At 69.1% G+C, this 20,148-nt stretch carries 23 protein-coding genes and 1 pseudogene; 10 read left to right on the top strand and 14 right to left on the bottom strand.

Annotation, left to right across the window (positions count from 1 at the left end; all coding sequences use genetic code 11):
• Positions 1-8 precede the first annotated feature (8 nt).
• The 3 genes from BRW65_RS15410 to BRW65_RS15420 are packed head-to-tail and all read right to left on the bottom strand — an operon-like array spanning position 9 to position 1,557.
• Positions 9-248 (bottom strand): hypothetical protein, encoded by a 240-nt coding sequence (locus BRW65_RS15410; RefSeq protein ID WP_073875963.1) that lies wholly within the window; start codon positions 246-248, stop codon positions 9-11.
• 8 nt (positions 249-256) lie between these two features.
• Positions 257-526 (bottom strand): DUF1918 domain-containing protein, encoded by a 270-nt coding sequence (locus BRW65_RS15415; protein WP_073875965.1) that lies wholly within the window; start codon positions 524-526, stop codon positions 257-259.
• Between the two features lie 44 nt (positions 527-570).
• On the bottom strand, positions 571-1,557 hold the full coding sequence (locus BRW65_RS15420; protein WP_073875967.1) for an Acg family FMN-binding oxidoreductase: 987 nt from the start codon (positions 1,555-1,557) through the stop codon (positions 571-573).
• A 178-nt stretch (positions 1,558-1,735) separates the two neighbouring features.
• Here BRW65_RS15420 and acsA point away from each other — a divergent pair, with 178 nt between their 5' ends.
• The 8 genes and pseudogenes from acsA to BRW65_RS15455 all read left to right on the top strand — a co-directional run bounded on the left by acsA (position 1,736) and on the right by BRW65_RS15455 (position 8,579).
• Positions 1,736-3,535, top strand: coding sequence for an acetate--CoA ligase (acsA, locus tag BRW65_RS15425; RefSeq protein ID WP_073875969.1), 1,800 nt, complete (start codon positions 1,736-1,738; stop codon positions 3,533-3,535).
• Positions 3,536-3,537: 2 nt separating this feature from the next.
• A pseudogene (locus BRW65_RS32920) lies at positions 3,538-3,621 on the top strand (hypothetical protein); the annotation flags it as partial.
• Positions 3,618-4,589, top strand: coding sequence for a pyruvate dehydrogenase (acetyl-transferring) E1 component subunit alpha (gene pdhA / locus BRW65_RS15430; RefSeq protein WP_073875971.1), 972 nt, complete (start codon positions 3,618-3,620; stop codon positions 4,587-4,589). The pseudogene BRW65_RS32920 and the gene pdhA, both read left to right, overlap by 4 nt.
• Positions 4,586-5,563, top strand: a complete 978-nt coding sequence (locus BRW65_RS15435; protein ID WP_073875973.1) for an alpha-ketoacid dehydrogenase subunit beta — start codon at positions 4,586-4,588, stop codon at positions 5,561-5,563. The genes pdhA and BRW65_RS15435 overlap by 4 nt, the downstream gene beginning before the upstream one ends.
• Positions 5,560-6,768: a dihydrolipoamide acetyltransferase family protein gene (locus tag BRW65_RS15440; protein ID WP_073875974.1), complete on the top strand. Its 1,209-nt coding sequence runs from the start codon at positions 5,560-5,562 to the stop codon at positions 6,766-6,768. The genes BRW65_RS15435 and BRW65_RS15440 overlap by 4 nt, the downstream gene beginning before the upstream one ends.
• 6 nt (positions 6,769-6,774) lie before the next feature.
• Positions 6,775-7,026 carry an acyl carrier protein gene (locus BRW65_RS15445; protein ID WP_067277764.1) on the top strand — a complete coding sequence of 84 codons (252 nt, stop codon included), beginning with the start codon at positions 6,775-6,777 and terminating at the stop codon, positions 7,024-7,026.
• A 59-nt stretch (positions 7,027-7,085) separates the two neighbouring features.
• A complete protein-coding gene (locus tag BRW65_RS15450; protein WP_167374052.1) occupies positions 7,086-8,063 on the top strand; it encodes an Acg family FMN-binding oxidoreductase in 978 nt (325 codons plus the stop codon).
• Between the two features lie 102 nt (positions 8,064-8,165).
• The gene (locus tag BRW65_RS15455) at positions 8,166-8,579 is read left to right on the top strand and encodes a pyridoxamine 5'-phosphate oxidase family protein (RefSeq protein ID WP_073875976.1); all 414 of its coding nucleotides are present in this window, start codon (positions 8,166-8,168) and stop codon (positions 8,577-8,579) included.
• A gap of 7 nt (positions 8,580-8,586) precedes the next feature.
• On the opposite strand, the gene BRW65_RS15460 is transcribed toward BRW65_RS15455, so the two are convergent.
• The 5 genes from BRW65_RS15460 to BRW65_RS15480 form a co-directional block, all read right to left on the bottom strand.
• Positions 8,587-9,960 (bottom strand): bifunctional lysylphosphatidylglycerol flippase/synthetase MprF, encoded by a 1,374-nt coding sequence (locus BRW65_RS15460; RefSeq protein ID WP_073876222.1) that lies wholly within the window; start codon positions 9,958-9,960, stop codon positions 8,587-8,589.
• Positions 9,961-10,001: 41 nt separating this feature from the next.
• Complete coding sequence (locus BRW65_RS15465) at positions 10,002-10,793, bottom strand: universal stress protein (protein WP_073875978.1); 792 nt, start codon at positions 10,791-10,793, stop codon at positions 10,002-10,004.
• A 30-nt stretch (positions 10,794-10,823) separates the two neighbouring features.
• Positions 10,824-11,465, bottom strand: a complete 642-nt coding sequence (locus BRW65_RS15470; protein ID WP_073875980.1) for a hypothetical protein — start codon at positions 11,463-11,465, stop codon at positions 10,824-10,826.
• 95 nt (positions 11,466-11,560) lie between these two features.
• Positions 11,561-12,361 carry a ribosome hibernation promotion factor gene (locus BRW65_RS15475; protein WP_073875982.1) on the bottom strand — a complete coding sequence of 267 codons (801 nt, stop codon included), beginning with the start codon at positions 12,359-12,361 and terminating at the stop codon, positions 11,561-11,563.
• Positions 12,362-12,425: 64 nt separating this feature from the next.
• Positions 12,426-12,911: a flavodoxin family protein gene (locus tag BRW65_RS15480; RefSeq protein ID WP_073875984.1), complete on the bottom strand. Its 486-nt coding sequence runs from the start codon at positions 12,909-12,911 to the stop codon at positions 12,426-12,428.
• A 341-nt stretch (positions 12,912-13,252) separates the two neighbouring features.
• Between BRW65_RS15480 and BRW65_RS15485 the strand changes: the two genes are divergently transcribed.
• Both BRW65_RS15485 and BRW65_RS15490 read left to right on the top strand, forming a co-directional pair.
• Entirely contained in the window at positions 13,253-14,644 is a 1,392-nt protein-coding gene (locus BRW65_RS15485; protein ID WP_244168104.1) for a trypsin-like peptidase domain-containing protein, read from the top strand.
• Between the two features lie 11 nt (positions 14,645-14,655).
• Positions 14,656-15,060, top strand: coding sequence for a DUF302 domain-containing protein (locus tag BRW65_RS15490; RefSeq protein WP_073875986.1), 405 nt, complete (start codon positions 14,656-14,658; stop codon positions 15,058-15,060).
• Here the strand turns inward: BRW65_RS15490 and BRW65_RS15495 are convergent.
• Genes BRW65_RS15495 through BRW65_RS15520 form a run of 6 tightly spaced genes read right to left on the bottom strand, consistent with a single transcriptional unit; the run spans position 15,011 to position 20,146 of the window.
• The gene (locus BRW65_RS15495; protein ID WP_073875988.1) at positions 15,011-15,511 is read right to left on the bottom strand and encodes a hydrogenase maturation protease; all 501 of its coding nucleotides are present in this window, start codon (positions 15,509-15,511) and stop codon (positions 15,011-15,013) included. The two genes, BRW65_RS15490 and BRW65_RS15495, sit on opposite strands and share 50 nt — an antisense overlap.
• On the bottom strand, positions 15,508-16,800 hold the full coding sequence (locus tag BRW65_RS15500; protein WP_073875991.1) for a Ni/Fe hydrogenase subunit alpha: 1,293 nt from the start codon (positions 16,798-16,800) through the stop codon (positions 15,508-15,510). Before BRW65_RS15500 ends, BRW65_RS15495 begins: the two co-directional genes overlap by 4 nt.
• The gene (locus BRW65_RS15505; protein ID WP_073875993.1) at positions 16,797-17,555 is read right to left on the bottom strand and encodes an oxidoreductase; all 759 of its coding nucleotides are present in this window, start codon (positions 17,553-17,555) and stop codon (positions 16,797-16,799) included. Before BRW65_RS15505 ends, BRW65_RS15500 begins: the two co-directional genes overlap by 4 nt.
• Entirely contained in the window at positions 17,555-18,409 is an 855-nt protein-coding gene (locus BRW65_RS15510) for an FAD/NAD(P)-binding protein (RefSeq protein WP_073875995.1), read from the bottom strand. The genes BRW65_RS15505 and BRW65_RS15510 overlap by 1 nt, the downstream gene beginning before the upstream one ends.
• Entirely contained in the window at positions 18,402-19,526 is a 1,125-nt protein-coding gene (locus BRW65_RS15515) for a 4Fe-4S dicluster domain-containing protein (RefSeq protein WP_073875996.1), read from the bottom strand. The genes BRW65_RS15510 and BRW65_RS15515 overlap by 8 nt, the downstream gene beginning before the upstream one ends.
• 59 nt (positions 19,527-19,585) lie before the next feature.
• The gene (locus BRW65_RS15520; RefSeq protein WP_073875998.1) at positions 19,586-20,146 is read right to left on the bottom strand and encodes an Rv1733c family protein; all 561 of its coding nucleotides are present in this window, start codon (positions 20,144-20,146) and stop codon (positions 19,586-19,588) included.
• Positions 20,147-20,148: the final 2 nt, after the last annotated feature.

The following is a 20,148-nucleotide window of genomic DNA, read 5'->3' on the forward strand; positions in this document are numbered from 1 at the left end:
TCGTCGGGTCACCGTTTCCGGCGCAGCTCGCCCATGTAGGCCATCACCCGGTTGAGGAGGAGGCCGTAGGCGTCGCCGTCTTGGGTGAGCCGCACCAGCCCGCGGTGGCGGAGGAAACCGTCGAGGCGCTGGTCCAGGCACCAGTCGACGTAGGTGTCGCCGGCGTAAGGCGAGTGCAGGAATTCGAACGCGAGCTCGTCGACGTCGGCGTCGGTGATGGAGGGGCATCCGTCAGTGGTGGAAGGCATTTGGCTGCTTACCCGACTCGAGGGTGATCCCGGATGGCGGCCTGCACCGCGGCGAATCGTGACCGCGCCCGCTCGTCGGCGGCCCGCTGCTCGGCGGCGGTGACGACAATGGCGTCCGGGCCCGGGAAGACGGTCGCCTCTTCCCCGGTGGCCAGCCACCGCACCCGGTAGGGCGGTTCACCGCCGGGGGAACGCACGGAGGTGATCAGCCCGCGCAGGTCCGGGCGCCCGATTGTGCCGCTCTTGATGACGAGCCAGTCCCCGGCATCGGCAATCATCGTCGACTCCCTTCGAAATCCCTTGGGCCACAATCCGAGCCGCCCTAGCGGCGTATCTCCAACACGTCACCGAGCGGCCGGCGCGGCGTCGGTTCCGGGCCGCCCTTGCCCGCGAAGGCGGTGCCCACCCGGATCAAGACCTGGGGCATCGCCTCGGCGTCGGCTATCAGCGCGCGGACCATGTCGCGGCTCGCCGGCAACTCCGTCACGTGGGTCACGGTGCACGTCGCCAGGCCGGCGATGGTGCATTCCAGCAGGATCGCCGACAGCACCTGGCCGCACAGGAACGCGTCCGCGCGAGTATCCCCCGGGGTGGACAGGACAAGCACCTCCGCCTGGTCGTGGAGCTCCGCCGAACCCGGCCGGGCGTTCGCGTCGGCGGGAAATCTGCGGTTCACGTCGACGGCGCGGCGCTGCGCGTCGCTCGCCAGCGCCGCCGTGGGGATGCCGTCGTCGTGCCGCCCCGGCGCTGTCCACCAACGCAATTCGTGGTGATAAACGTCGTCGTAGCGGCGCAGCGCCTCGGTGAGACGCGCCGCCTCCACCAGCCGCGGCCGCGCGTCGTCGGAAAGCACGTCGAGCGTGACCAGGCCGGGGTCGAAGGCGCTCCGCAGCACCGGCTCGAACGACGCCCAGTCCCGGGGTGCGCCGAACGGCCGCCGGTCGGTCCTGCGCCGCAGGATCGCCGCGGCGCGATCGCGCCGGGCCGCGGCGACGTAGTCGGTCGGGACGAAATCGATAGCGGCGAGGTGGTCGAGGTTGTTGGGGTTGGGAAACTCGTCGACGCTCGTCCCCCACCCGTCGGCCGCCATCGCGACCCGGAAATGGTCGAGCACCGCGCCGCAGCTGATGATCGACTCGCGGCCGGAGCCGTCGGCCGAGGGCACAGTGCGGTCCGGGTCGGCAAACAGGTCGACGGCCGGGCCGCCCACAACCCACCGCCACGGCTGACTGTTGTGCAACGAGGGGGCGCGGCAGGCCAGCTCCACCGCCCTGGTGAGCACCTTGGTGTCGACCATCGTCGGGGTCATCACTCGTCGCCCCTCCTTTCCTACCTGGACCCTCGGGCATGCGGGCACCGCGCGCCAGGGTCCTTGGTCCCCAGCGTCGGGTCATTGGACCCGCGGGTCGACTGATGACCTTTTTCCCTATTGCGGCGATGCGCCGGGGCAAACGATGAAGGCGACAGCGCAACCCGAGGATCCTGTTATGGACGTCATCCGCAAAACGGCCACCGACCTTTCCGTTCGGCCCAACCTCACGGACTACGAGGGCGAGCGCGCCCGGTTCGAATGGTCCGATGTGCCGGATCCGTGCGAAGGCATGGGGCCCGGCCTGTGCAACATCGCCTACGCCGCGGTCGACCGCCACACCACGGGTCCGGCCGCGACCCGCACCGCCCTGCGGTTCGTCCCGGATCGGCCCTGGGACGGCATGATCGCCACCCACGACCTCAGTTACGCCGAGCTCGGCCGGCTGTCCCGGCGGTTCTCCAGCGCGCTGCGCTCGTTGGGCATCAACAAGGGCAACCGCGTCTTCACGCTGATGGGCCGCACCCCGGAGCTCTACATCGCGATGATGGGCGCGCTGCGCAACGGCAGCGTCGTCTCCCCGCTGTTCTCGGCCTTCGGGCCGGAGCCGATCAGCACCCGGGTCAACATCGGGCAGGCCGACGTCCTGGTGACGACGCGGGCGATCTATCAGCGCAAGGTCGCCAAGATCCGCGATCGGCTGCCGTCGCTGCGGCAGGTCTTCGTCGTCGACGACGGCCACGCCGGCGGCGCGCCGCCGGGGACGCTGGACTTCTGGCAATGGGTGGACGCGGCCGACGAGAACGCGGCGATCGAGCCGACCACCGCCGGCGACCCGGCACTGCTGCACTTCACCAGCGGCACCACGGGCACCCCCAAAGGCGCCATCCACGTGCACGGCGCCGTCGTCATGCACTACGTCACCGGTTTGTACGCGCTCGACCTGCATCCCGACGACACCTATTGGTGCACAGCCGATCCCGGTTGGGTGACCGGCACGTCCTACGGCATCATCAGCCCGCTGCTGCATGGGGTCACCTCCATCGTCGACGAGGCGGAGTTCGACGCCGAACGGTGGTACCACATCCTGCAGAGCCAGGGCGTCTCGGTGTGGTACACCGCACCGACCGCCATCCGGATGCTGATCAAGGCCGGACCCGAACTGCCCGCGCGCTACCGCTTTCCGCGCCTGCGGTTCATCGCCAGCGTGGGCGAGCCGCTCAACCCCGAAGCGGTCTGGTGGGGGAAGCGGGTGCTGGGCCTGCCGATTCACGACAACTGGTGGCAGACCGAGACGGGCGGCATCATGATCGCCAACACCCCCGCCTTCGACATCAAGCCCGGGTCGATGGGCCGCCCGCTGCCGGGGGTGGACGCCTTCATCGTGCACCGCGACGACGACGGGCCCGTCGAGGTCGTCGACGAACCCGGCGTCGAGGGCGAGCTGGCGCTGCGGCCGGGCTGGCCGTCGATGTTCCGCGGTTACCTGAACGCGGAAGAGCGCTACCGCAACGCCTTCGCCGACGGCCTCTACCTATCCGGGGATCTGGCGAAGAGGGACGCCGACGGCTACTTCTGGTTCGTCGGCCGCAAGGATGACGTGATCAAGTCCGCCGGACACCTGATCGGTCCCTTCGAAGTGGAAAGCGCGCTGACCGATCACCCCGCCGTCGCCGAGGCGGCCGTCATCGGCATACCCGATCCGACGGTCGGCGAGATGGTCAAGGCCTTCGTCACCCTGAAGAACGGCGTGGTTGCCGACGAGGACCTGCGGCTGCAACTGATGGGCCACGCCCGCAAACGGCTCGGGGCCACGGTGGCGCCCAAAGAGATCGAGTTCGTCGATTCGTTGCCACACACGAGCAGCGGCAAGATCATGCGGCGCCTGCTGAAGGCCCGCGAACTCGGCCTGCCCGAAGGTGACACCTCCACCATCGAGCAGCGCCCCGTCCAGCACGCCGAAGGGGTGCCATCATGACCCGCGCCGGCGACGATGCAGTGGGGGTACCCCCAGCCGCGCAGCGGCGAGGGGGACGAAGTGATGAGGAGGAGTGGCGCCGATGACCACCGTGAAGCTGGCCCACGAGCTGCTGTCCGACATGATCCGGGTGCGGCGCATGGAGGAAAAGTGCGCGGAACTGTACAGCGCGGCCAAGATTCGCGGATTCCTGCACCTCTACGTCGGTGAGGAGGCGGTGGCCGCCGGGTCACTGCGGGCGCTGGCCGACGACGACGCGGTCGTCGCGACGTATCGCGAGCACGCGCACGCGCTGCTGCGCGGCATCCCGATGACCTCGATCATGGCCGAAATGTTCGGCAAGCAGGAGGGCTGCTCGCGCGGGCGCGGCGGTTCGATGCACCTGTTCGACGCGGCCAAACGGTTCTACGGGGGCAACGCGATCGTCGCCGGCGGCCTGCCGCTCGCGGTCGGCATCGCGCTGGCCGACGCCATGCTGCAGCAGAAGCGGGTGACCGCCTGCTACTTCGGCGACGGCGCGGTGGCCGAGGGCGCGTTCCACGAGTCGCTGAACATGGCGGTGCTGTGGAACCTGCCCGTGCTGTTCTGTTGCGAGAACAACCTTTACGCGATGGGCACCGCGTTGGACCGCGCCCAGTCGCAGACCGACCTGACCGTCAAGGCGGCCGCCTACCGGGTCCCCACGCTGGCCGTCGACGGGATGGACGTCGAGGCGTGCCACGCGGCCGCGCAGCAGGGCGTCGACCACGTGCGCGACACCGGTGGCCCGTTCTTCATCGAATTCCGCACCTACCGGTTCCGCGCGCACTCGATGTTCGACCCCGAACTGTACCGGGACAAGGCCGAAGTCGAGCGATGGCGCGAGCGCGACCCGATCCAGGCGTTCACCGACAAGTGCGTGGGTGACGGCACGCTTTCCGATGCCGACGTGCGTGAGATCGAGGACGCGGCCGTCGCCGAGATCGAGGCCGCGGTGGCCTACGCCGAGGCCGGAACATGGGAGGACGTGGCGGATCTCGAGCGCGACGTGCTGACCGAAGGGGCGACGCGATGAAGACCAGCTATCGAACCGCCGTGCACGACGGCCTGCGCGATGCCCTGCGCGACGACCCGCGCGTCGTGGTGATGGGGGAAGACGTCGGGCGTTACGGGGGAACGTACGCGGCCTCCAAGGGTCTGCTGGACGAATTCGGCCCGGACCGGGTGCGCGACACGCCGCTGTCGGAGCTCGGCTTCGTCGGAATCGGAATCGGCGCGGCGCTGGGCGGGTTACGGCCGATCGTGGAAGTCATGACCGTGAACTTCAGCCTGCTGGCGCTCGACCAGATCGTCAATACCGCTGCGGCCCTTCGCCATATGTCCGGCGGGCAGTTCTCCGTGCCGATCGTCGTGCGCATGGCCACGGGCGCCGGCCGCCAACTCGCCGCGCAGCATTCGCACAGCCTCGAGCCCTGGTATGCCCACATCCCGGGCATCAAGGTGCTGGCCCCGGCCACCGTCGAGGACGCGTACGGCATGCTGGGCCCCGCGTTGGAGGACCCCGACCCGGTGGTGATCTTCGAGCACGTTCAGCTCTACAACACCTCGACCGACGTCGACGTCCTCACCCGCACCGACATCTCGGGCGCGGCCGTTCGGCGCAGCGGCTCCGACGTCACGCTGATCACCTACGGCGGCTGCCTGCCGAAGGCGCTCGACGCCGCCAACGAGTTGTCCCTGACCGGAATCGACTGCGAGGTCATCGATTTGCGCGTCCTGCGCCCGCTCGACGAGACCACCATCCTCGAATCCGTCCGCAAGACGCATCGCGCGGTGGTGATCGACGAGGCCTGGCGCACCGGTAGCCTCGCCGCGGAAGTCACCGCGCGCGTGATGGAGGGCGCCTTCTACGACCTGGACGCGCCGGTGGCCCGGGTGTGCAGCGTCGAAGTGCCCATGCCCTACGCCAAGCATCTGGAAGAGGCCGCTCTACCGCAGGCCGCCAAGATCGTCGCCGCCGTGCAGGGCCTGTTCGGGGAGCAGTCGTGATCGAGTTCAAGATGCCCTCGCTCGGCTCCGACATGGACGAAGGCACCCTGAACGAGTGGCTGGTCAAGCCCGGGGACAAGGTCACCCGCGGCCAGGTAGTGGCGATCGTCGAGACCACCAAGGCGGCGGTCGAAGTCGAATGCTGGCAGGAGGGCATCGTCGACGAGCTGGTCGTGCCCGTGGGCGAAACCGTCCAGGTGGGAACGACTTTGGCTACCCTGACGGCCCCCGGCGAGCCGGCCGAGAAGCGACCCAAGTCGCGGCCGGCACCCAAGGCGGCCGCCAAGCCGGCGACCGCGCCACCGGCGGCGCCGTCCACACCCCGGACTCCCCCCGCCGCCCCGGGGCGGCGCCGCTGGGTCTCCCCCGCCGCACGGCGGTTGGCGACGTCGCTTGCCGTCGACATCGACGCGGTCACGGGCACCGGCCCGCAGGGCGCGGTCACCATCAACGACGTCGAGCACGCTGCGGCGGCTAAACCGGTGGCGCCCAAGCCCGTCGCGCAGCCCGGGACCAAGCCGACGGCCGCCGACCGTGCGACCCAGATGCGGAAGTCGATCGCGGCGGCGATGAGCCGGTCCAAGCGGGAGATCCCGCACTACTACCTGGCCGAAGAAATCATGCTGGAGAAGGCGTTGTCATGGTTGACGACGCGAAACGCGCAGCGATCCATCGACGAACGGGTGCTGCCGGCCGTCCTGCTGTTGAAGGCCGTCGGCGTCGCCGCGCAGCGGTTCGGTGAGTTCAACGGATTCTGGCGGGAAGACGGGTTCGAGCCCGCGAACGGCGTTCACGTCGGGGTCGGGATATCACTGCGCGGCGGCGGCCTGGTCGCGCCCGCGATTCACGACGTGCCGGAGAAGAAGCTGGACGAACTGATGGACGACCTGACCGACCTGGTCGGGCGCGCCCGGTCGTTCTCGCTGCGCAGTTCGGAGATGTCGGACCCGACCATCACCGTCACCAACCTCGGCGACCAGGGCGTCGATGCGGTCTTCGGCGTCATCTACCCGCCGCAGGTCGCGATCGTCGGATTCGGCCAGCCCGCCGAGCGGGTCTGCGTCATCGACGGCGGGATCCGGGTCGTCACCACCGTGCAGGCCACGCTCGCCGCCGACCACCGCGCCAGCGACGGGCACCGGGGCGCGCTCTTCCTCGCCGCCATCAACGAGCTGCTCCAGCAGCCCGACCTCCTAGAGAAGTGAGGCGCTATGACCAATGACGACACTCGTGCCGTGGTGCTGTCGGTGCTCACGAGCATCGCCCCGGAAGTCGACCCCGAAGACATCGCCGACGACGTGCTGCTGCGCGACCAGGTGGACCTCGATTCCATGGACTGGCTGAGCTTTCTGCGCGGGATCCACAAGCGACTTCACGTCGACATCCCCGAGTCGGATTACGCGACGCTGCGCACACTGGCCGACGTGGTGGCCTACGTGGAGAAGAACGCGTCCACGGTGTGAGCCGCCAACTGCGAACGGGCGCGGCGACTTTGGCGGGCAACGGACAGGGGGTTGGCATCATGGGCAAGACGCCGGAGATCGAGGTGCTCGAGAGGGCGGTGCTGCTCGCGTGCCGTGCCCCCTCGGTGCACAACAGTCAACCCTGGCGCTGGGTGACCCAGGACGGTGCCCTGCGCCTGTACGTCGACCGTCACCGGGCCATGCCCGCGACCGACTATTCGGGCCGGGAGGTGATCCTGAGTTGTGGCGCCGTGCTGGACCATCTCTGCGTCGCCATGACCGCGGCGGGGTGGGAACCGAATGTCGCGCGCCGTCCCGACCCCGACGACCCCGACCAGCTGGCCGCGATCACGTTCAGCCCTCTCGAGCGCGTCACCGAAGCCCAGCGCCGGCGCGCGGAGGCGATCCTGCAGCGTCGTACCGACCGGCTTCCGTTGGGGAGACCCACCTATTGGGAGCTGTTCGAGCCCGCGCTGCGCGGCACCTTCGACGAGACCGCGGTCAGCCTCGACGTGCTGGCCGACGAGGTGCGCCCGCTGCTGGGGGAGGCGTCGCGACTCACCGAGGAGCTGCGCCGCGACGACGCGTACTATCACGCCGAATTGGATTGGTGGACTCCGTCGTTCGCGCTGTCCGAGGGGATGCCGCCCAGCGCGCTGGCTTCCGACAAGGAGAGCTGGCGGGTGGACGTGGCCCGCAGCTTCCCGGTGAGGAGCCACGCGGACCGGCGCGGCGACGTCAAAGTCGATTGGGCGAAAATCCTTGTGCTGTCGACGCCCGGGGACAGCAGGTCGGACGTGTTGCGGTGCGGCGAGGTGCTGTCGACGGTGTTGCTGGAATGCACGGTGGCCGGGATGGCGACCTGCCCGCTCACCCACCTGATCGAGCTGGAGGAGAGCCGGGAGATCGTGCGCGAACTGGTCGGTCGGTACGGCGAGCCACAGGTGCTGATCCGCGTGGGGATCGCGCCGCCGATGGAACAACTCTCGCCGGCAACCCCGCGGCGCCGGTTGGACGATGTGCTACAGATCCGGTAAACGATCATTGGTCCTCGGCCCACGGGACTTTCGGCCGACGCCCGAGGTCGGCCCGCGCAATACCATTGGATGGATAGCGCTTTTCGATGAAGGGGACGACCGATGTCACTGATCGATGATGGGGTTTCCATCCTGCCGGTGAACGAATGCTGGGATCTGATCGCGGGCGTGACGCTGGGCCGCCTGGTCACCAGCGTCGGCGGTCAGCCCGAGATTTTCCCGGTCAACTACGCCGTCCAGCGCCACACGGTGCTGTTTCGCACCGCCGAGGGAACCAAGTTGGTCAGCACCGCGATCAACAACCGGGTGCTGTTCGAGGTCGACGACCACAACGTCGCCGAGGGGTGGAGCGTGATCATCAAGGGTACGGCGCGTTCCCTGCGCAGCAACGAGGACATCGAGGAGGCCGAACGCGCTCAGGTGCTGCCCTGGACGGCCACGGACAAGTCGCATTTCGTGCGGATCATTCCCGAGATCGTCACGGGCCGGCGGTTCCGTTTCGGCGCCCCGGAGTGACCCGCGGTTAGCCGGACCGCATCCGGCGCGGGCGCGGCACGAACTCCAGCGACAACAGCACCAGCAGCGCCGCCGGAATGTGGTGGGCGCACAGCACCACGTAGCGCCGCTGCGACAGCGCGTGGAACTTGCGCAGGTAGCGGTAGAGGGACTCCAGCCGGATCAGCGGGTCCAACAGGTGGATCAGCCACAGCGCGGTCCGCTGCAGTAGGCCAGGCCGCGCGGCTTCGAAGATTTCCGGAAAGGCCGCAAACGCGAGGGAAAGGCGCTCTCCCCCAGCCTTTTCCGCATGAGCGAGCATGTCGATGCTGAGCCGCTCGTCGACGCCGTTGGGGGCGTCCGGGCGGCGGAACGGCACGTCGAGGCTGACCTCGGATCCCCCTCCGGCGGTGAGGTATCGGTGAAACGCCACCGCCCGCCCGTCGTTGTCCCGCGCGATTGCGAGCGTGACGCCGGGGAAGCGGCCCTGCAGCGCGCCGTCGAGGTTCATGCAGAAGCCGCGGTCGGTGCGCGCGGCCCGGTGCGCGGCGTACAGCACCTCGGTCAGCTCGGCGCGCATCGCGCCGCTGAGGCGTTGCTCGTCGACGATCTCGGTTGTCACGCCGCAGTTGCGGGTGCGCTGCACCGCCTGGCGCAGGTTACGAAATCGGCGTCCCCTCAGGGTGAAGTGGCGGATGTCGACAACGACATCGCGGCCGATCGGCACCGACAGCATCGGCTGGCCGACCGTTTCCCGGCGCCACAACCGAAGGTGGCGTTCGGCGGCGGCCAACACGATGATCTGCCAGCCCCTACCACGGCACATGCCGACGAAATCGGCTGCCAGCTCGTCGAATCGGGCCACATCACCGATCGGATCGCCGCTGACCACGGCGAAACCCATCCGCGTGCGGTAGGCGATCGCCGCGGTGCCGTCGGCGTTGAAGTGATAGCTCTTGCTCGAGTGCATCGCGAACGGCGCCAACGGATCCCCGCGCGTGGCGTTGACCAGGCCCCACACCCGGCCCAGCAACTCCGGCTGCGCCCGCGCCGTGGTGGGCAGCATGAGAGCGAGCCCGCTGGCGGCGATCAGCACATTGCCCAGCACCGTCCAGGACACGACATGCGCCCCAAGGCCGGCCGCCACCGCGGCGGCGGCGTACACCGCATGTGCGGTGGTGACCGGACGGCCCAGAAAGACGCCGCGCGCGATCAGCGCGGCCGCCCCCAGCAGCGCCACCGACCAGCCGAACCGACCCGGGGCGACGCGATCGTAGCCTAGATTTTCGCGCGCGACCAGCGCCACCAACCAGAGCAGGACGCACATCAGCATCAGGACGCTGGCGCGGCGCGCCGCCGGTACGTCGGCGCCCACCAAGATCCGTTCCCCGCCCCGCGCCATGTTGGCGCCGCGGCTCTTGGGATTGATCTTCACCGGGCCCGCTAGCGCACGACCAGCACGGAGCATTCGGGGTGGCGGAAGAGGGGATGCCCTTGGGGGCCGACCAGTTGCGCCAGCTGCCGGGCCTCGTCACCGCCGATCACCGCGAGCTGAACACGCTCGTCGTTGGCGCTCAGGTAGCCGGCGATGGCCTGCCTGGTGGCGATCGGGTAGACCCGCACATCGGGGTATTGCCGCCGCCACTCCGCCACCCGGCGTTCGAACGCGCCGTCGGCGTACTCGGCGAGTTCCTCGGGCCGGCCACCGAGGACGAGCATGGGAGCCCGGCGCAGCTTCGCTTCCGCCGCAGCTAAACTCACGACGGCGTCATTGCCGGGCGCGTCCGTCATCCGGACCACGATCCAGTTGATGTCCGGTGGCGGCCGGTCGGAGCCGGTCCGCAAGACCGCGACCGGGCATTGCGCCTTCTCGGCGAGCTCGGTCGCCGTCGAACCCACGATCGAGCGCGCGTAGCGCCCGATCCCGACGCAGCCCACGCAGACCATCCCGGCATCCGAGGACGCCTCCAGCAGCACCGAACCCGCGGGACCCCGCGACACCTCGGTTTCGACCGATGCGGCCTTCCTCGTGGCCTCAACCGCCAACCGCGCCTGCTCGAGCGACTTCTCGGCATGCGCGAGGTCGCGCTCGTAGTCTTCCGGCGACTCGTGCGCCGGTTTGATGACGGACACCAGACGAAGTGGAACGCCTCGGGTGATGGCCTCGTCAACGCCCCACAGCGCGGCCGCGATCGCCGCCGACGAACCGTCGATTCCCACCAGGATTGGTTTCATCGTCGGGCCCCTTCCGCCGTCGAAAGTGTGTCAACGCGTTTGCACGGACGAGCGGATCGGGACTGCCGGGGCGAGCCGCTCCGCCCGCCGCTTGACGGCAAGCAACACCGCACGTGTCCCGAGCGAGATCATCGGCCTGGCCAGTTCCAGGACGAACACTTCCCCGGGGTAGCGCAGGCCGATTCGGGCGCGCGCGAGGAGCCGGACGCGGTCTTCCCAGTGCGGCTGCAGGTGAAACGACAGGACCGCAGTCCAGCGCGGTTCGGATCGCATGGCATTGAGCACGACATACTTTTCGGGCGCGATCTCCGCGACCTGTAATGTCACCCCGTCGGGCAACCCCAGCCAGCCTTCGGGAGCCAGGCGGATCACGTCCCCCACCCGGAGCGCCGCGTTATCGCTCTGCCCGGCAACGGTTTTCGACCCGCCGATGCCGCCCGCAGCCCTGTTCCGGCCCATTTGCATCAGCCAGGACCACACCGCGGCCGCGGTCGCGTCGATGTCGACCGCCTCGGTCGTCTGCACGGCCGGATCGCTCACCACGGCGTCCCCCGGAACTCGCAACTGCGACTCCGCCTTGGTTGCGCCCCAATTGCGGTAGTACCTGCGCGCGCAGTACAGCACGGTCAGCAGCGCAGCGGTCTGGGCGAAGCGCTTTCTCCTATGGGCCATGGCGCCAGTGTGCGCGGAGCGCGCCGATCCCTGCGAGGGTCCTAGGTCCTTGGTGCGCCGCCAATATGCCCTGCGCGCCCACGGGGAGCGCCGCCTCAGCCGGCGGGGGTGATCAGGCCGTAATGCCCGTCGTAGCGGTGGTACAACACGCTCGCGCAGCCGTAGGCAGCGTGGATGAAGAACAGGAACGGCAGGCCGAGCATGGCAAGCCGGTCTTCGGCTCCCTCCTCCGTGAGGCAGGGCAGGGGCTGCTGGCTGATGGTCACGGGCAGCGTGTGCCGACTCACCCGCTCGGCCATCCCCGGCGCGGCCAGCGCGAGGCGGTAACCCGTCGGGCCGCCGCGATACAGCACGCCGGCGGTGCCGGTGCCCTTCTCCGTGAACAGGTGAAAGTCGTAGTCGAGCAGCTCCATTTCGCGCGCCGCCTCGTCGAGGGTGCAGGGTGCCAACGTGAACGACTTGCGGCGGATGACGCGGCGCCGGTTCGCCTGGCGGGGAAGGCGGTTGGGCTGGTGCGCCGGCTCAACCTCGTGCCGCCAGTCCTCGGTTCCCGCCGGTGGCTCACCGCGGTGCGTCCCCCAGCGGTCGGCGGCGCGTTGCAGGCGGCCACGCAGCCGCGCCGCGAGCAGGTCGACCGCCTCCCGTGCGGTGTCGGCCTGGACCTGGGCGCGGACCGGCCGGCCATCGACATCGAGGTTGGCCTGCGCGACGACGGGTCGCTGCACGGCCGGATCGCGGTGCCGGGTCAGCCGCACCCGGGCGTGCAGCACCGGCCGGCTCGCATACCGGGTGAGCTCACCGATCTTGCGGCGCGAGTATTCGGCCACGTCAGGAGGTTCGTCGCGAGCGGTGACCTGGACGTCGATCTGCTCTGGAGATTGGGTTCTGTCGTGCATAGGTCAGTGCTATGTCACGGAACCCGTTGCGGGACAGGGCCGAAGGTCACCGGATCGGCGGCCGTCATGACGCGGCCCGCGAGCCGCCGGCTCGTTTGCGCATCCTGGCGGCGAACGCCGCGGCCCGGTCGAGGTCGTGCTCATTGGGCCGCCCCCGGTTGATCCCGCCGATGAAGCCGAACGGTCCCACCGTGTCGAACCCCCGGCACGAGAACGATCCGATCACCTTGAAGCCCTTCTGCTCGAGCTTGTCCCGAATCGGCCTGTGGTAGCCCAACAGTGGAATCTCGCGCGCGCCGCTGGTCAAGAACGTGAAGGCCGCGGTGTGGTGGTCGGTGGCCGGGAGTTGACGGATCAATCTCCGCAGCCGCGCATCGGCCATCATGTAGTAGATGCCGGAGCCGAATCCGACGAGGTCGTAGTCGTGGACGATCTCGGGTCCGACCGACTCGGGGGTGACGACCTCGGCATCCAGCACCTCCGCCATCCGATCCGCGACCAGGCGCGTGTTGCCGTGCGATCGGGAAGCGCAGACGATCAGCGACCTCATGGCCCACTCCTTTGTGCGAATGTGGCTGAAGACGATTCCATGCTGGGTGGCGACGGGTGACGGGGAAAGGGTGCAAAGGCACCGCGGCTGGGGGCCTTGGTCACTTTCCGAACGGAGGTCCTTCGCGGTCGGGACTTCAGTCCCTACCGGCGTGTCCGGCGAACCGGTCAAATAAGTGTTGTGACTGTGACAGTTCCGAGGACGAAGCGCAATATGGTGCCATCTGTTGTCGGGGCGGAGGTCATCATCCTTGAGTCGCACCCGGCGTGGATTTCGGCGCGGCGATACGACGCTGAGCTGCTCGAGTCGATGCGTCGCCATCCGTCGTCGATGGCCCGGCCGTGACCTGGCTGATGGCGCAGGCCCGCGGGATGGCGGCGTTGTTGGCGGCCGCGCTCCTGCTGGCCGGTGCGCCGGGCGTGGCGACCGCCGAAACCGGGCGGCCACAGGCCAAGCCGGAGGAACGTGCGGCGGCCCTGATCCGGCCGTCCATCATGTATCTCGCCGGCGAGGGTTACGGTTTGGTCCGGTTGCCCAGCGGTGAGATCCTGTCGCAATTCGGGCGGGGATCCAGCATGCCGTTCCTGGCGACGTGGAACTGCACGGCCTTCGTCGTCAACCCCGACGGCTGGGTGGCGACGGCAGGTCACTGCGTAGACCCGGCGAGCGCCACCGAACTGATCCTCAAGCGGGCCGTCGAGGAGTATCGCACCGATTTTCCGGACGCCCCCGAGTCCAAAGATCCCGCAACTACTTTGGAGTGGCTGCAGAAGAACGCGCGGGTGGAAGGGGACGCCGTCGGCCAGGGCCCCCACGTCGGTATCGCGCTGATGTCCGGCACGGGAACCAAACTCGCGGACAAGGTCGTCGCCAACGTCGTCGAATTCCGGCCCCTCGGAAAGGGCGACGCCGCCCTTCTCAAGGTGGCCAAGCACAACCTTCCGTCGTCCGAGCTCGCCTCCGACGCCGAGGTCACCATCGGTACGCCCGTCCTGGCGGTCGGCTTCGCCGAGAGCACCCAAAGCATCACCGGCGCCTCGCTCGACCCCACCTACAAGAGCGGCAAGGTCAGCAAGAAGTCCGTCTCGGGGACGAATCCCGCGTACGAGATCGACGCCGCGATGACCGAAGGAATGAGCGGCGGCCCGACAATCGGATTGAACGGCAAGGTGATCGGCGTGAACAGCTTCGCGCCCGCCGGCGAGACGCAGCCCTTCAACTTCATCGGCCCGGCCGACGGTCTGGCCGCCATCCTGGCCGGAAAGGGCGTCAAGCCGACGCTCGGACCCGCCGACCAGTTCTATCGCAAGGGGCTGAACGCCTTTTACGCCGGTCACTACACCGACGCGATCGGCGAGTTCGACCAGACCCTGGCCATGTCACCCGGCTACCCGGGTCTCGAAGACCTCAAGACAACCGCGGTCAACCTGCGCCAGCAGTATGGCGACTCCTCGTCGCTGAGCGGGCAGAATCTGTTGTGGTACATCGTCATCAGCGTTGCGTCGGTCATCGGCGTGGCCGCCGCAGTGGCCGTGCTCGGCCGTAGGAGACGCCGACCGCCGACCCCCGACGTGCAACCGCTGCGCCTGATGCCCCGGCACGAGGAGGCCGACGAACCGCACTTCTGCGCGCATTGCGGGGCCGAGCATCATCCGACCGAACGGTTCTGCCCCAACTGCGGCAAGCACATCGATCTTCCCGCGGCGACGCGCGGAACCGGACTCATGTCTTGACCGATGGGGCGATGAACGCGGGACTGTCAACCAAATTGGTGGCCCGGTTCGACGACGCGGTGGCCCGCACCCGGGAAGCCTTTGCGCGGCAAGGCTTCAGCGTCCTGACCGAAATCGACTTGAGAGCGAGGCTGCAAGCGCAGCTCGGCGTGGAGCTGGAGGATTACCTCATCCTGGGTGCGTGCAATCCGGCGCTGGCATACCGGGCGATCAACGTGGATCGGGAGATCGGGCTGCTGCTGCCGTGCAACCTGCTGGTGCGCGCCGACCCGGGTGACGCGGGCGGCGTCCTCGTCGAGGCGATGGATCCCGGCATCCTGGTCGACGTGACCGGGGAGCCGGCCCTCATCACGATCGCCGCCGAGGTCACCGACAACCTGCGTGCTGCGATCGCGTCGTTGACCGAAAGCGATTGATCTCGGCGGCCACCATACCGACCAGCACCGGCACCGCCCGGGCGACGCGAGGGGTCAGCCCGGCGCCCGGGCCGGTGTCCGCCGCCTCGACGGCGAGGACCACGGTCGCCCCGGGTACCCGTTCCAGCGCTCCAGCCAGGGCATGGGTGCGGCCTATGTCGATTCGGTGCGAGCTCAAGCCCTCGGGCTGGGTGGGCACGCCGTCCACGTCATAGCGGTGGATGCGGCCCGGGTCCGCCGGGTCGGCGATCGCCGCGTCGACGACGACCGCCAACCCCGCCCCCGTCCACGCCTCGATGAGCCCCATCGGCTCGGCGATCCCCGTTCGCACAACGACCTTCGGCCACGCGAGCTCGCGCAATGCGTCGGCCACGGCGACACCGACACCGTCGTCGCGCCGATATCCGTTGCCGAGCCCGATTACGGCAACCCGACCGTCATCCCCGATCATGATCGCTCCATCGTCAGCTTCAAGAAGTGCGCCGAGCACGAGATGCAGGGGTCGTAGCTGCGGATCAGCTGCTCGCACAGCTCGGTCAGCGCGGCGTCGTCGAGCGTGAGGTTACCCGCGACCAGGCGGGCCAGGTCGGCTTCGATGGCCCCCTGGTTCTGCGACGTCGGCGGGATCATCGTCGCCGCCGACACCAGCCCGTCCTCCTCGATCCGGTAGCGGTGGTACAGCAGGCCGCGGGGCGCCTCGCTGACCCCGTGGCCGACACCGGCCCGCGCCGGGACGTCAACGAACGGCCGCGACGGGCGCCGGTATTCGGCGATGATGCGCAGCGCCTCCTCGATCGCGTAGACCACTTCGACGGCGCGGACGACGATGCTGCGGAACGGGTTCCGGCATTCGCCCGACAAGCCGGCCTTCGCGGCCGCTTGCGCGGCGACCGGCGACAGCGCCGCCGCGTTCAGCGAGTACCGGGCCAGCGGGCCGGTCAGGTAACCGCGGCCGTCGAGGGTCGCATGCAGGGCGGTGGAGTGCGGCAGCTGCGATTCGGCGACGTGGTCGGTGAAGTCGGCCACCGCGAAGGCCGGACCGGCGCTGCGCGCGATGACGCCGTCCTCGATCGGGTAGGCGTCCGGCGCGGTGAGGGCCAGGAACTCGTGGTCCAGCTCGAGGTCGGGGAACTCGAATCCCGACACCCACTCGACCGTCGCCACCGCGTCGTCCAGCGCGCGACGCAACTGTTCTTCGACCGGACGGAAGTCCGATCGCGTTGGAACCGAATAGAATCCGCCGAGGCGCACGTTCACCGGATGTATCGCCCGGCCCCCAACGAATTCCATCAGCCGGTTGCCCGCCTTCTTCAGCGAGAGCCCCCGCTCGACGATCTCCCGATGGTCGCGGGCCATGCCGACGATGTCGTCGTAGCCGAGGAAGTCCGGCGCGTGCAGCAGGTAGATGTGCAGCGCGTGGCTGTTGATCCACTCGCCGCAGTACAGCAGCCGCCGCAACGCGACGAGCTCCTCGTCCACCCGAACCCCACAGGCATCCTCGATCGCGTTGCAGGCGCTGACCTGATAGGCGACCGGGCAGATGCCGCAGACGCGGGCCGTCAGGTCGGGCGGCTCCGTGTGGGCGCGCCCGCGCAGGAACGCCTCGAAGAACCGGGGCGGCTCGTAGATGTTGAGCTGCACGCTGTGCAGCACACCGTCTCGCAGCGTGACGTGCAGCGCGCCTTCGCCTTCCACGCGGGTCAGCGCTCCGACGCTCAGCGTGCGCTCGGACGGGTTCACGGCTTGCTCCGTTCGGCGGCGAACGTGGCGACGTTGAACGTCGAGAACACCCTGTCGACGCCGCCCTCGGACATGCCGTCGCGGCGCAGCAGCGGGATCAGCGTCGCGGTTCGCGGCGCCGCGGACGGCCCGAAGCAGCCGTAGCAACCGCGATGATGGCTCGGGCACAACGCCCCACAGCCGGCGTGGGTGACCGGTCCCAGGCAGGGAATCCCCTCGGACACAACGACACACGTCACCCCGCGGAGTTTGCACTCGGTGCACACCGTCTTGGCCGGCAGTCGCGGCTTGCGCCCGATCAGCAGGGCCGCCAGGGTGTCGAGCAATTGGCCCCGGTCGATCGGGCAGCCCGGCAACTGGTAGTCGACCTCGACATGTGCCGACGCCGGCGTGGACGTCGCCAGCGTGTCGATGTATTCCGGATGGGCGTAGACGACGGAGGTGAACTCGGTGACGTCGGCGAAGTTACGCAGCGCCTGCACGCCCCCGGCCGTGGCGCACGCCCCGATGGTGACGAGCACCTTCGATTGCTGCCGGATTTCGCCGATGCGCTGCTCGTCGTGCCGGGTGGTGATCGAGCCCTCGACCAGCGACACGTCGTAGGGGCCGTCGACCGTCGCACTGGAGGCCTCGGCGAAGTTGGCGATCTGCACCTGGTCGGCGAGGGTGAGCAGTTCGTCCTCGCAATCGAGCAGTGTCAGTTGACATCCGTCGCAGGAGGCGAACTTCCACACGGCCAGAGTGGGTCGGCCCATCACAGCTCCTTCACCCTTAGCAGGGGACCCGCGACGTCGTAGCCGACGACCGGGCCGTCGCGGCACAGCAGCAGCGGCCCGAGCTGACAGTGCCCGCACAATCCCGCACCGCACTGCATGTTGCGCTCCAGCGAGACTCGGATATCTTTGGCCGCAACGCCTTTCGCGAGCAGGGCCTCCGCCCCGAACCGCAGCATCGGCTCGGGTCCACACAGGAAGGCGGTGGTCCGATCGGGTTCCAGGGCGAGCCGCGCCAGCGGCTCGGTGACCAGGCCGACCTCGCCGTCCCAGCCCGGGGTCTTGGCGTCGACGATCAAATGCAGTTCGATTTGGGGATCCTGCGCCCACTTTTCGAGCTGAGCGGCGAAGACGAAGTCGGCCTGCGACCGGGCGCCCACGACGAGCGTCACCTTGCCGTAGCGTGACCGCTCGGCCAGCGCCCCGAGTATCGCCGGGCGCAACGGGCACAGACCGACGCCGCCGGCGACCAGCACCAAATCGCGGCCGACGGCCTCGGAGAGCCCCCACGTGGTGCCGAACGGGCCCCGCACACCGATGACGGTTCCCGGCTGCGCGTCGTGCAGGGCGCGACTGACCGCGCCGACCGCGCGGATCGTGTGCGTGATGGATCCGTCGGTGACGGTCGGATCGCCGCTGATCGAAATCGCGGCCTCGCCGACGCCGAAAGCGTAGAGCATCATGAACTCGCCCGGTTGCGGTGCGCGCAACACCTCGCCGAGCGGTTCCAGGCACAGGGTGGCCGAGTCCGGGCTTTCCACGACGCGGCTGCGCACCCGATACGGGTTCGGCGCCATCACCGATGAGGGCGCGGCGACGGCCGCCGCGTCAGTCATCGCGGGCCATCTTGTTCATCTCCTCGGTGATGTCAATGCCGGTGGGGCACCAGGCGATACACCGCCCGCAGCCGACGCACCCGGACATGTCGAACTGGTCGTGCCAGGTGCCGAGTTTGTGCGTGAGCCAATGCCGGTACCGCGAGGCCCCGGACTGGCGGACGCTGCCGCCGCCGTGGATGTAGGTGAAATCGGGCTCGAAGCACGAGGCCCAGTGCAGCCAGCGCTCCGCGTGCTCACCGGTCAGATCGCTGACGTCCTCGGTGCTGGTGCAAAAGCAGGTCGGGCACACCATGGTGCAGTTGCCACACGTCAGGCAGCGGCTCGCGACCTCGTCCCACTGCGGCGATTCGCGCGAACGGACCAGCAGATCACGCAGATTCACCTCGGGCATCTGGCGGCCCATGCGCTGCGACGCGGCCTGCACCGCGGCGCGCGCGGAATCGACCTCCGCGTCGTCGGCGGTCCGATGCGGCAGGGCCGCGAGGATGGCGGCACCCTCCGGGGTGCCCACCTCGACGACGTAGGTCACGTCGTCACCGTCGAGTCGCTCGGTCAGCGCCAGGTCGTAACCCGGACCGGCCGCGGGGCCGGTGCCCATCGAGGCGCAAAAGCACAGGCCCCCGGGCTCGGTGCAGTTGACCGCGATCACGAAGATCTGCCGATGCCGGCGCACGAAGGACCCGTCGGGAAACTCCCCCCGGCCCAGAACCCGATCGAGCGTCGCGATCGCCGCCAGGTCACACCCGCGCACGCCGAGGAACGCATATCGCGGAATCTCCTCTTCCGCTTCGCCATCGTTGAAACCGTCCCGGGTGCCGCCCCACAGCCGGCGCCGTGCCGGGTGCAGAAACTGCTTCCAGGACTGCGGCCCGGCCGAGTGCCCGAATGCGGCGTCGTCGTCGCGGCGGCGCACCCGATAGTGCCCGGGATCCACCTCCACGCCCCACCCCCGCGGTAGGTCCGCGGCCGACTGCAGTTGATCGAGGACGATCGCGTTGTCGCGCAACGTCGGACCGATCACGCGGTATCCGCGCTCGATCAGGATCTCGACGAGGCGGTGCAGCCCGGCGGTGCCGAACGAAGCGGCGCCGGAAGCCTCGCCGTGTCCGCTCATCGGCCCATCTTCTTCCAGTTCGACTGTGCTGTATAGGGGTTTGACAATGGAGGCACCGGCTACGAGGCCTCGGCGAGGAGCTTGATCTCGCGTTCCCACAGTGCGTCACGGGCCCGATCCAGCCGGGCGCGGACGACGGCGACAAGCACCGCCATCGCGACGGCCACCGCCAGTGCGGTCACCGCCGTGACGCCGACCGCCTCGGCCGCGGCGAGCCAGGTGGGCGTGGGCGGCATCACCGGATTGCCATCGGAGTCCACCCAGATTTCCACGGTCCCGTCCACCTTGGCCTGCTCGTTGACCGCCAGCGGTCCGGCGCGCTCCCCGTTCGGCCCCGCCCACTTCGCCTGCACCACAGTCACACCCAGATCCTCAACCAGGGCGTCGGTCACGGTTGCCGGCACGTGGTGCCGGTCGTGGGCCTCCTGGGTGTACGCCCGATCCCGCGCGCCATAGGTCACCGCGCCGGCCACGCCGGCGAGGGGGACGGCGAGCAGGGACACCGCGAACGCGACCAGGACGACCAACGCCTCGATGCGGTCCGAGCGGCGGAGCAACGGGTTACGGCCGAAAACGCGGGCCATCCGCCAGCGGCGTGGATTGAAGGTGAACGTGTCCATGG

Source organism: Mycobacterium paraffinicum (assembly GCF_001907675.1).
Classification (GTDB): Bacteria; Actinomycetota; Actinomycetes; order Mycobacteriales; family Mycobacteriaceae; genus Mycobacterium; species Mycobacterium paraffinicum_A.

Bases quoted from the DNA above. Each gene is read 5' to 3' on its own strand.
- BRW65_RS15410 (WP_073875963.1), bottom strand. From the start codon at position 248: ATGCCTTCCACCACTGACGGATGCCCCTCCATCACCGACGCCGACGTC.
- BRW65_RS15415 (WP_073875965.1), bottom strand. From the start codon at position 526: ATGATTGCCGATGCCGGGGACTGGCTCGTCATCAAGAGCGGCACAATC.
- BRW65_RS15420 (WP_073875967.1), bottom strand. From the start codon at position 1,557: ATGACCCCGACGATGGTCGACACCAAGGTGCTCACCAGGGCGGTGGAG.
- acsA (WP_073875969.1), top strand. From the start codon at position 1,736: ATGGACGTCATCCGCAAAACGGCCACCGACCTTTCCGTTCGGCCCAAC.
- pdhA (WP_073875971.1), top strand. From the start codon at position 3,618: ATGACCACCGTGAAGCTGGCCCACGAGCTGCTGTCCGACATGATCCGG.
- BRW65_RS15435 (WP_073875973.1), top strand. From the start codon at position 4,586: ATGAAGACCAGCTATCGAACCGCCGTGCACGACGGCCTGCGCGATGCC.
- BRW65_RS15445 (WP_067277764.1), top strand. From the start codon at position 6,775: ATGACCAATGACGACACTCGTGCCGTGGTGCTGTCGGTGCTCACGAGC.
- BRW65_RS15450 (WP_167374052.1), top strand. From the start codon at position 7,086: ATGGGCAAGACGCCGGAGATCGAGGTGCTCGAGAGGGCGGTGCTGCTC.
- BRW65_RS15455 (WP_073875976.1), top strand. From the start codon at position 8,166: ATGTCACTGATCGATGATGGGGTTTCCATCCTGCCGGTGAACGAATGC.
- BRW65_RS15460 (WP_073876222.1), bottom strand. From the start codon at position 9,960: ATGGCGCGGGGCGGGGAACGGATCTTGGTGGGCGCCGACGTACCGGCG.
- BRW65_RS15465 (WP_073875978.1), bottom strand. From the start codon at position 10,793: ATGAAACCAATCCTGGTGGGAATCGACGGTTCGTCGGCGGCGATCGCG.
- BRW65_RS15470 (WP_073875980.1), bottom strand. From the start codon at position 11,465: ATGGCCCATAGGAGAAAGCGCTTCGCCCAGACCGCTGCGCTGCTGACC.
- BRW65_RS15475 (WP_073875982.1), bottom strand. From the start codon at position 12,361: ATGCACGACAGAACCCAATCTCCAGAGCAGATCGACGTCCAGGTCACC.
- BRW65_RS15480 (WP_073875984.1), bottom strand. From the start codon at position 12,911: ATGAGGTCGCTGATCGTCTGCGCTTCCCGATCGCACGGCAACACGCGC.
- BRW65_RS15490 (WP_073875986.1), top strand. From the start codon at position 14,656: ATGAACGCGGGACTGTCAACCAAATTGGTGGCCCGGTTCGACGACGCG.
- BRW65_RS15495 (WP_073875988.1), bottom strand. From the start codon at position 15,511: ATGATCGGGGATGACGGTCGGGTTGCCGTAATCGGGCTCGGCAACGGA.
- BRW65_RS15505 (WP_073875993.1), bottom strand. From the start codon at position 17,555: ATGGGCCGACCCACTCTGGCCGTGTGGAAGTTCGCCTCCTGCGACGGA.
- BRW65_RS15510 (WP_073875995.1), bottom strand. From the start codon at position 18,409: ATGACTGACGCGGCGGCCGTCGCCGCGCCCTCATCGGTGATGGCGCCG.
- BRW65_RS15515 (WP_073875996.1), bottom strand. From the start codon at position 19,526: ATGAGCGGACACGGCGAGGCTTCCGGCGCCGCTTCGTTCGGCACCGCC.
- BRW65_RS15520 (WP_073875998.1), bottom strand. From the start codon at position 20,146: ATGGACACGTTCACCTTCAATCCACGCCGCTGGCGGATGGCCCGCGTT.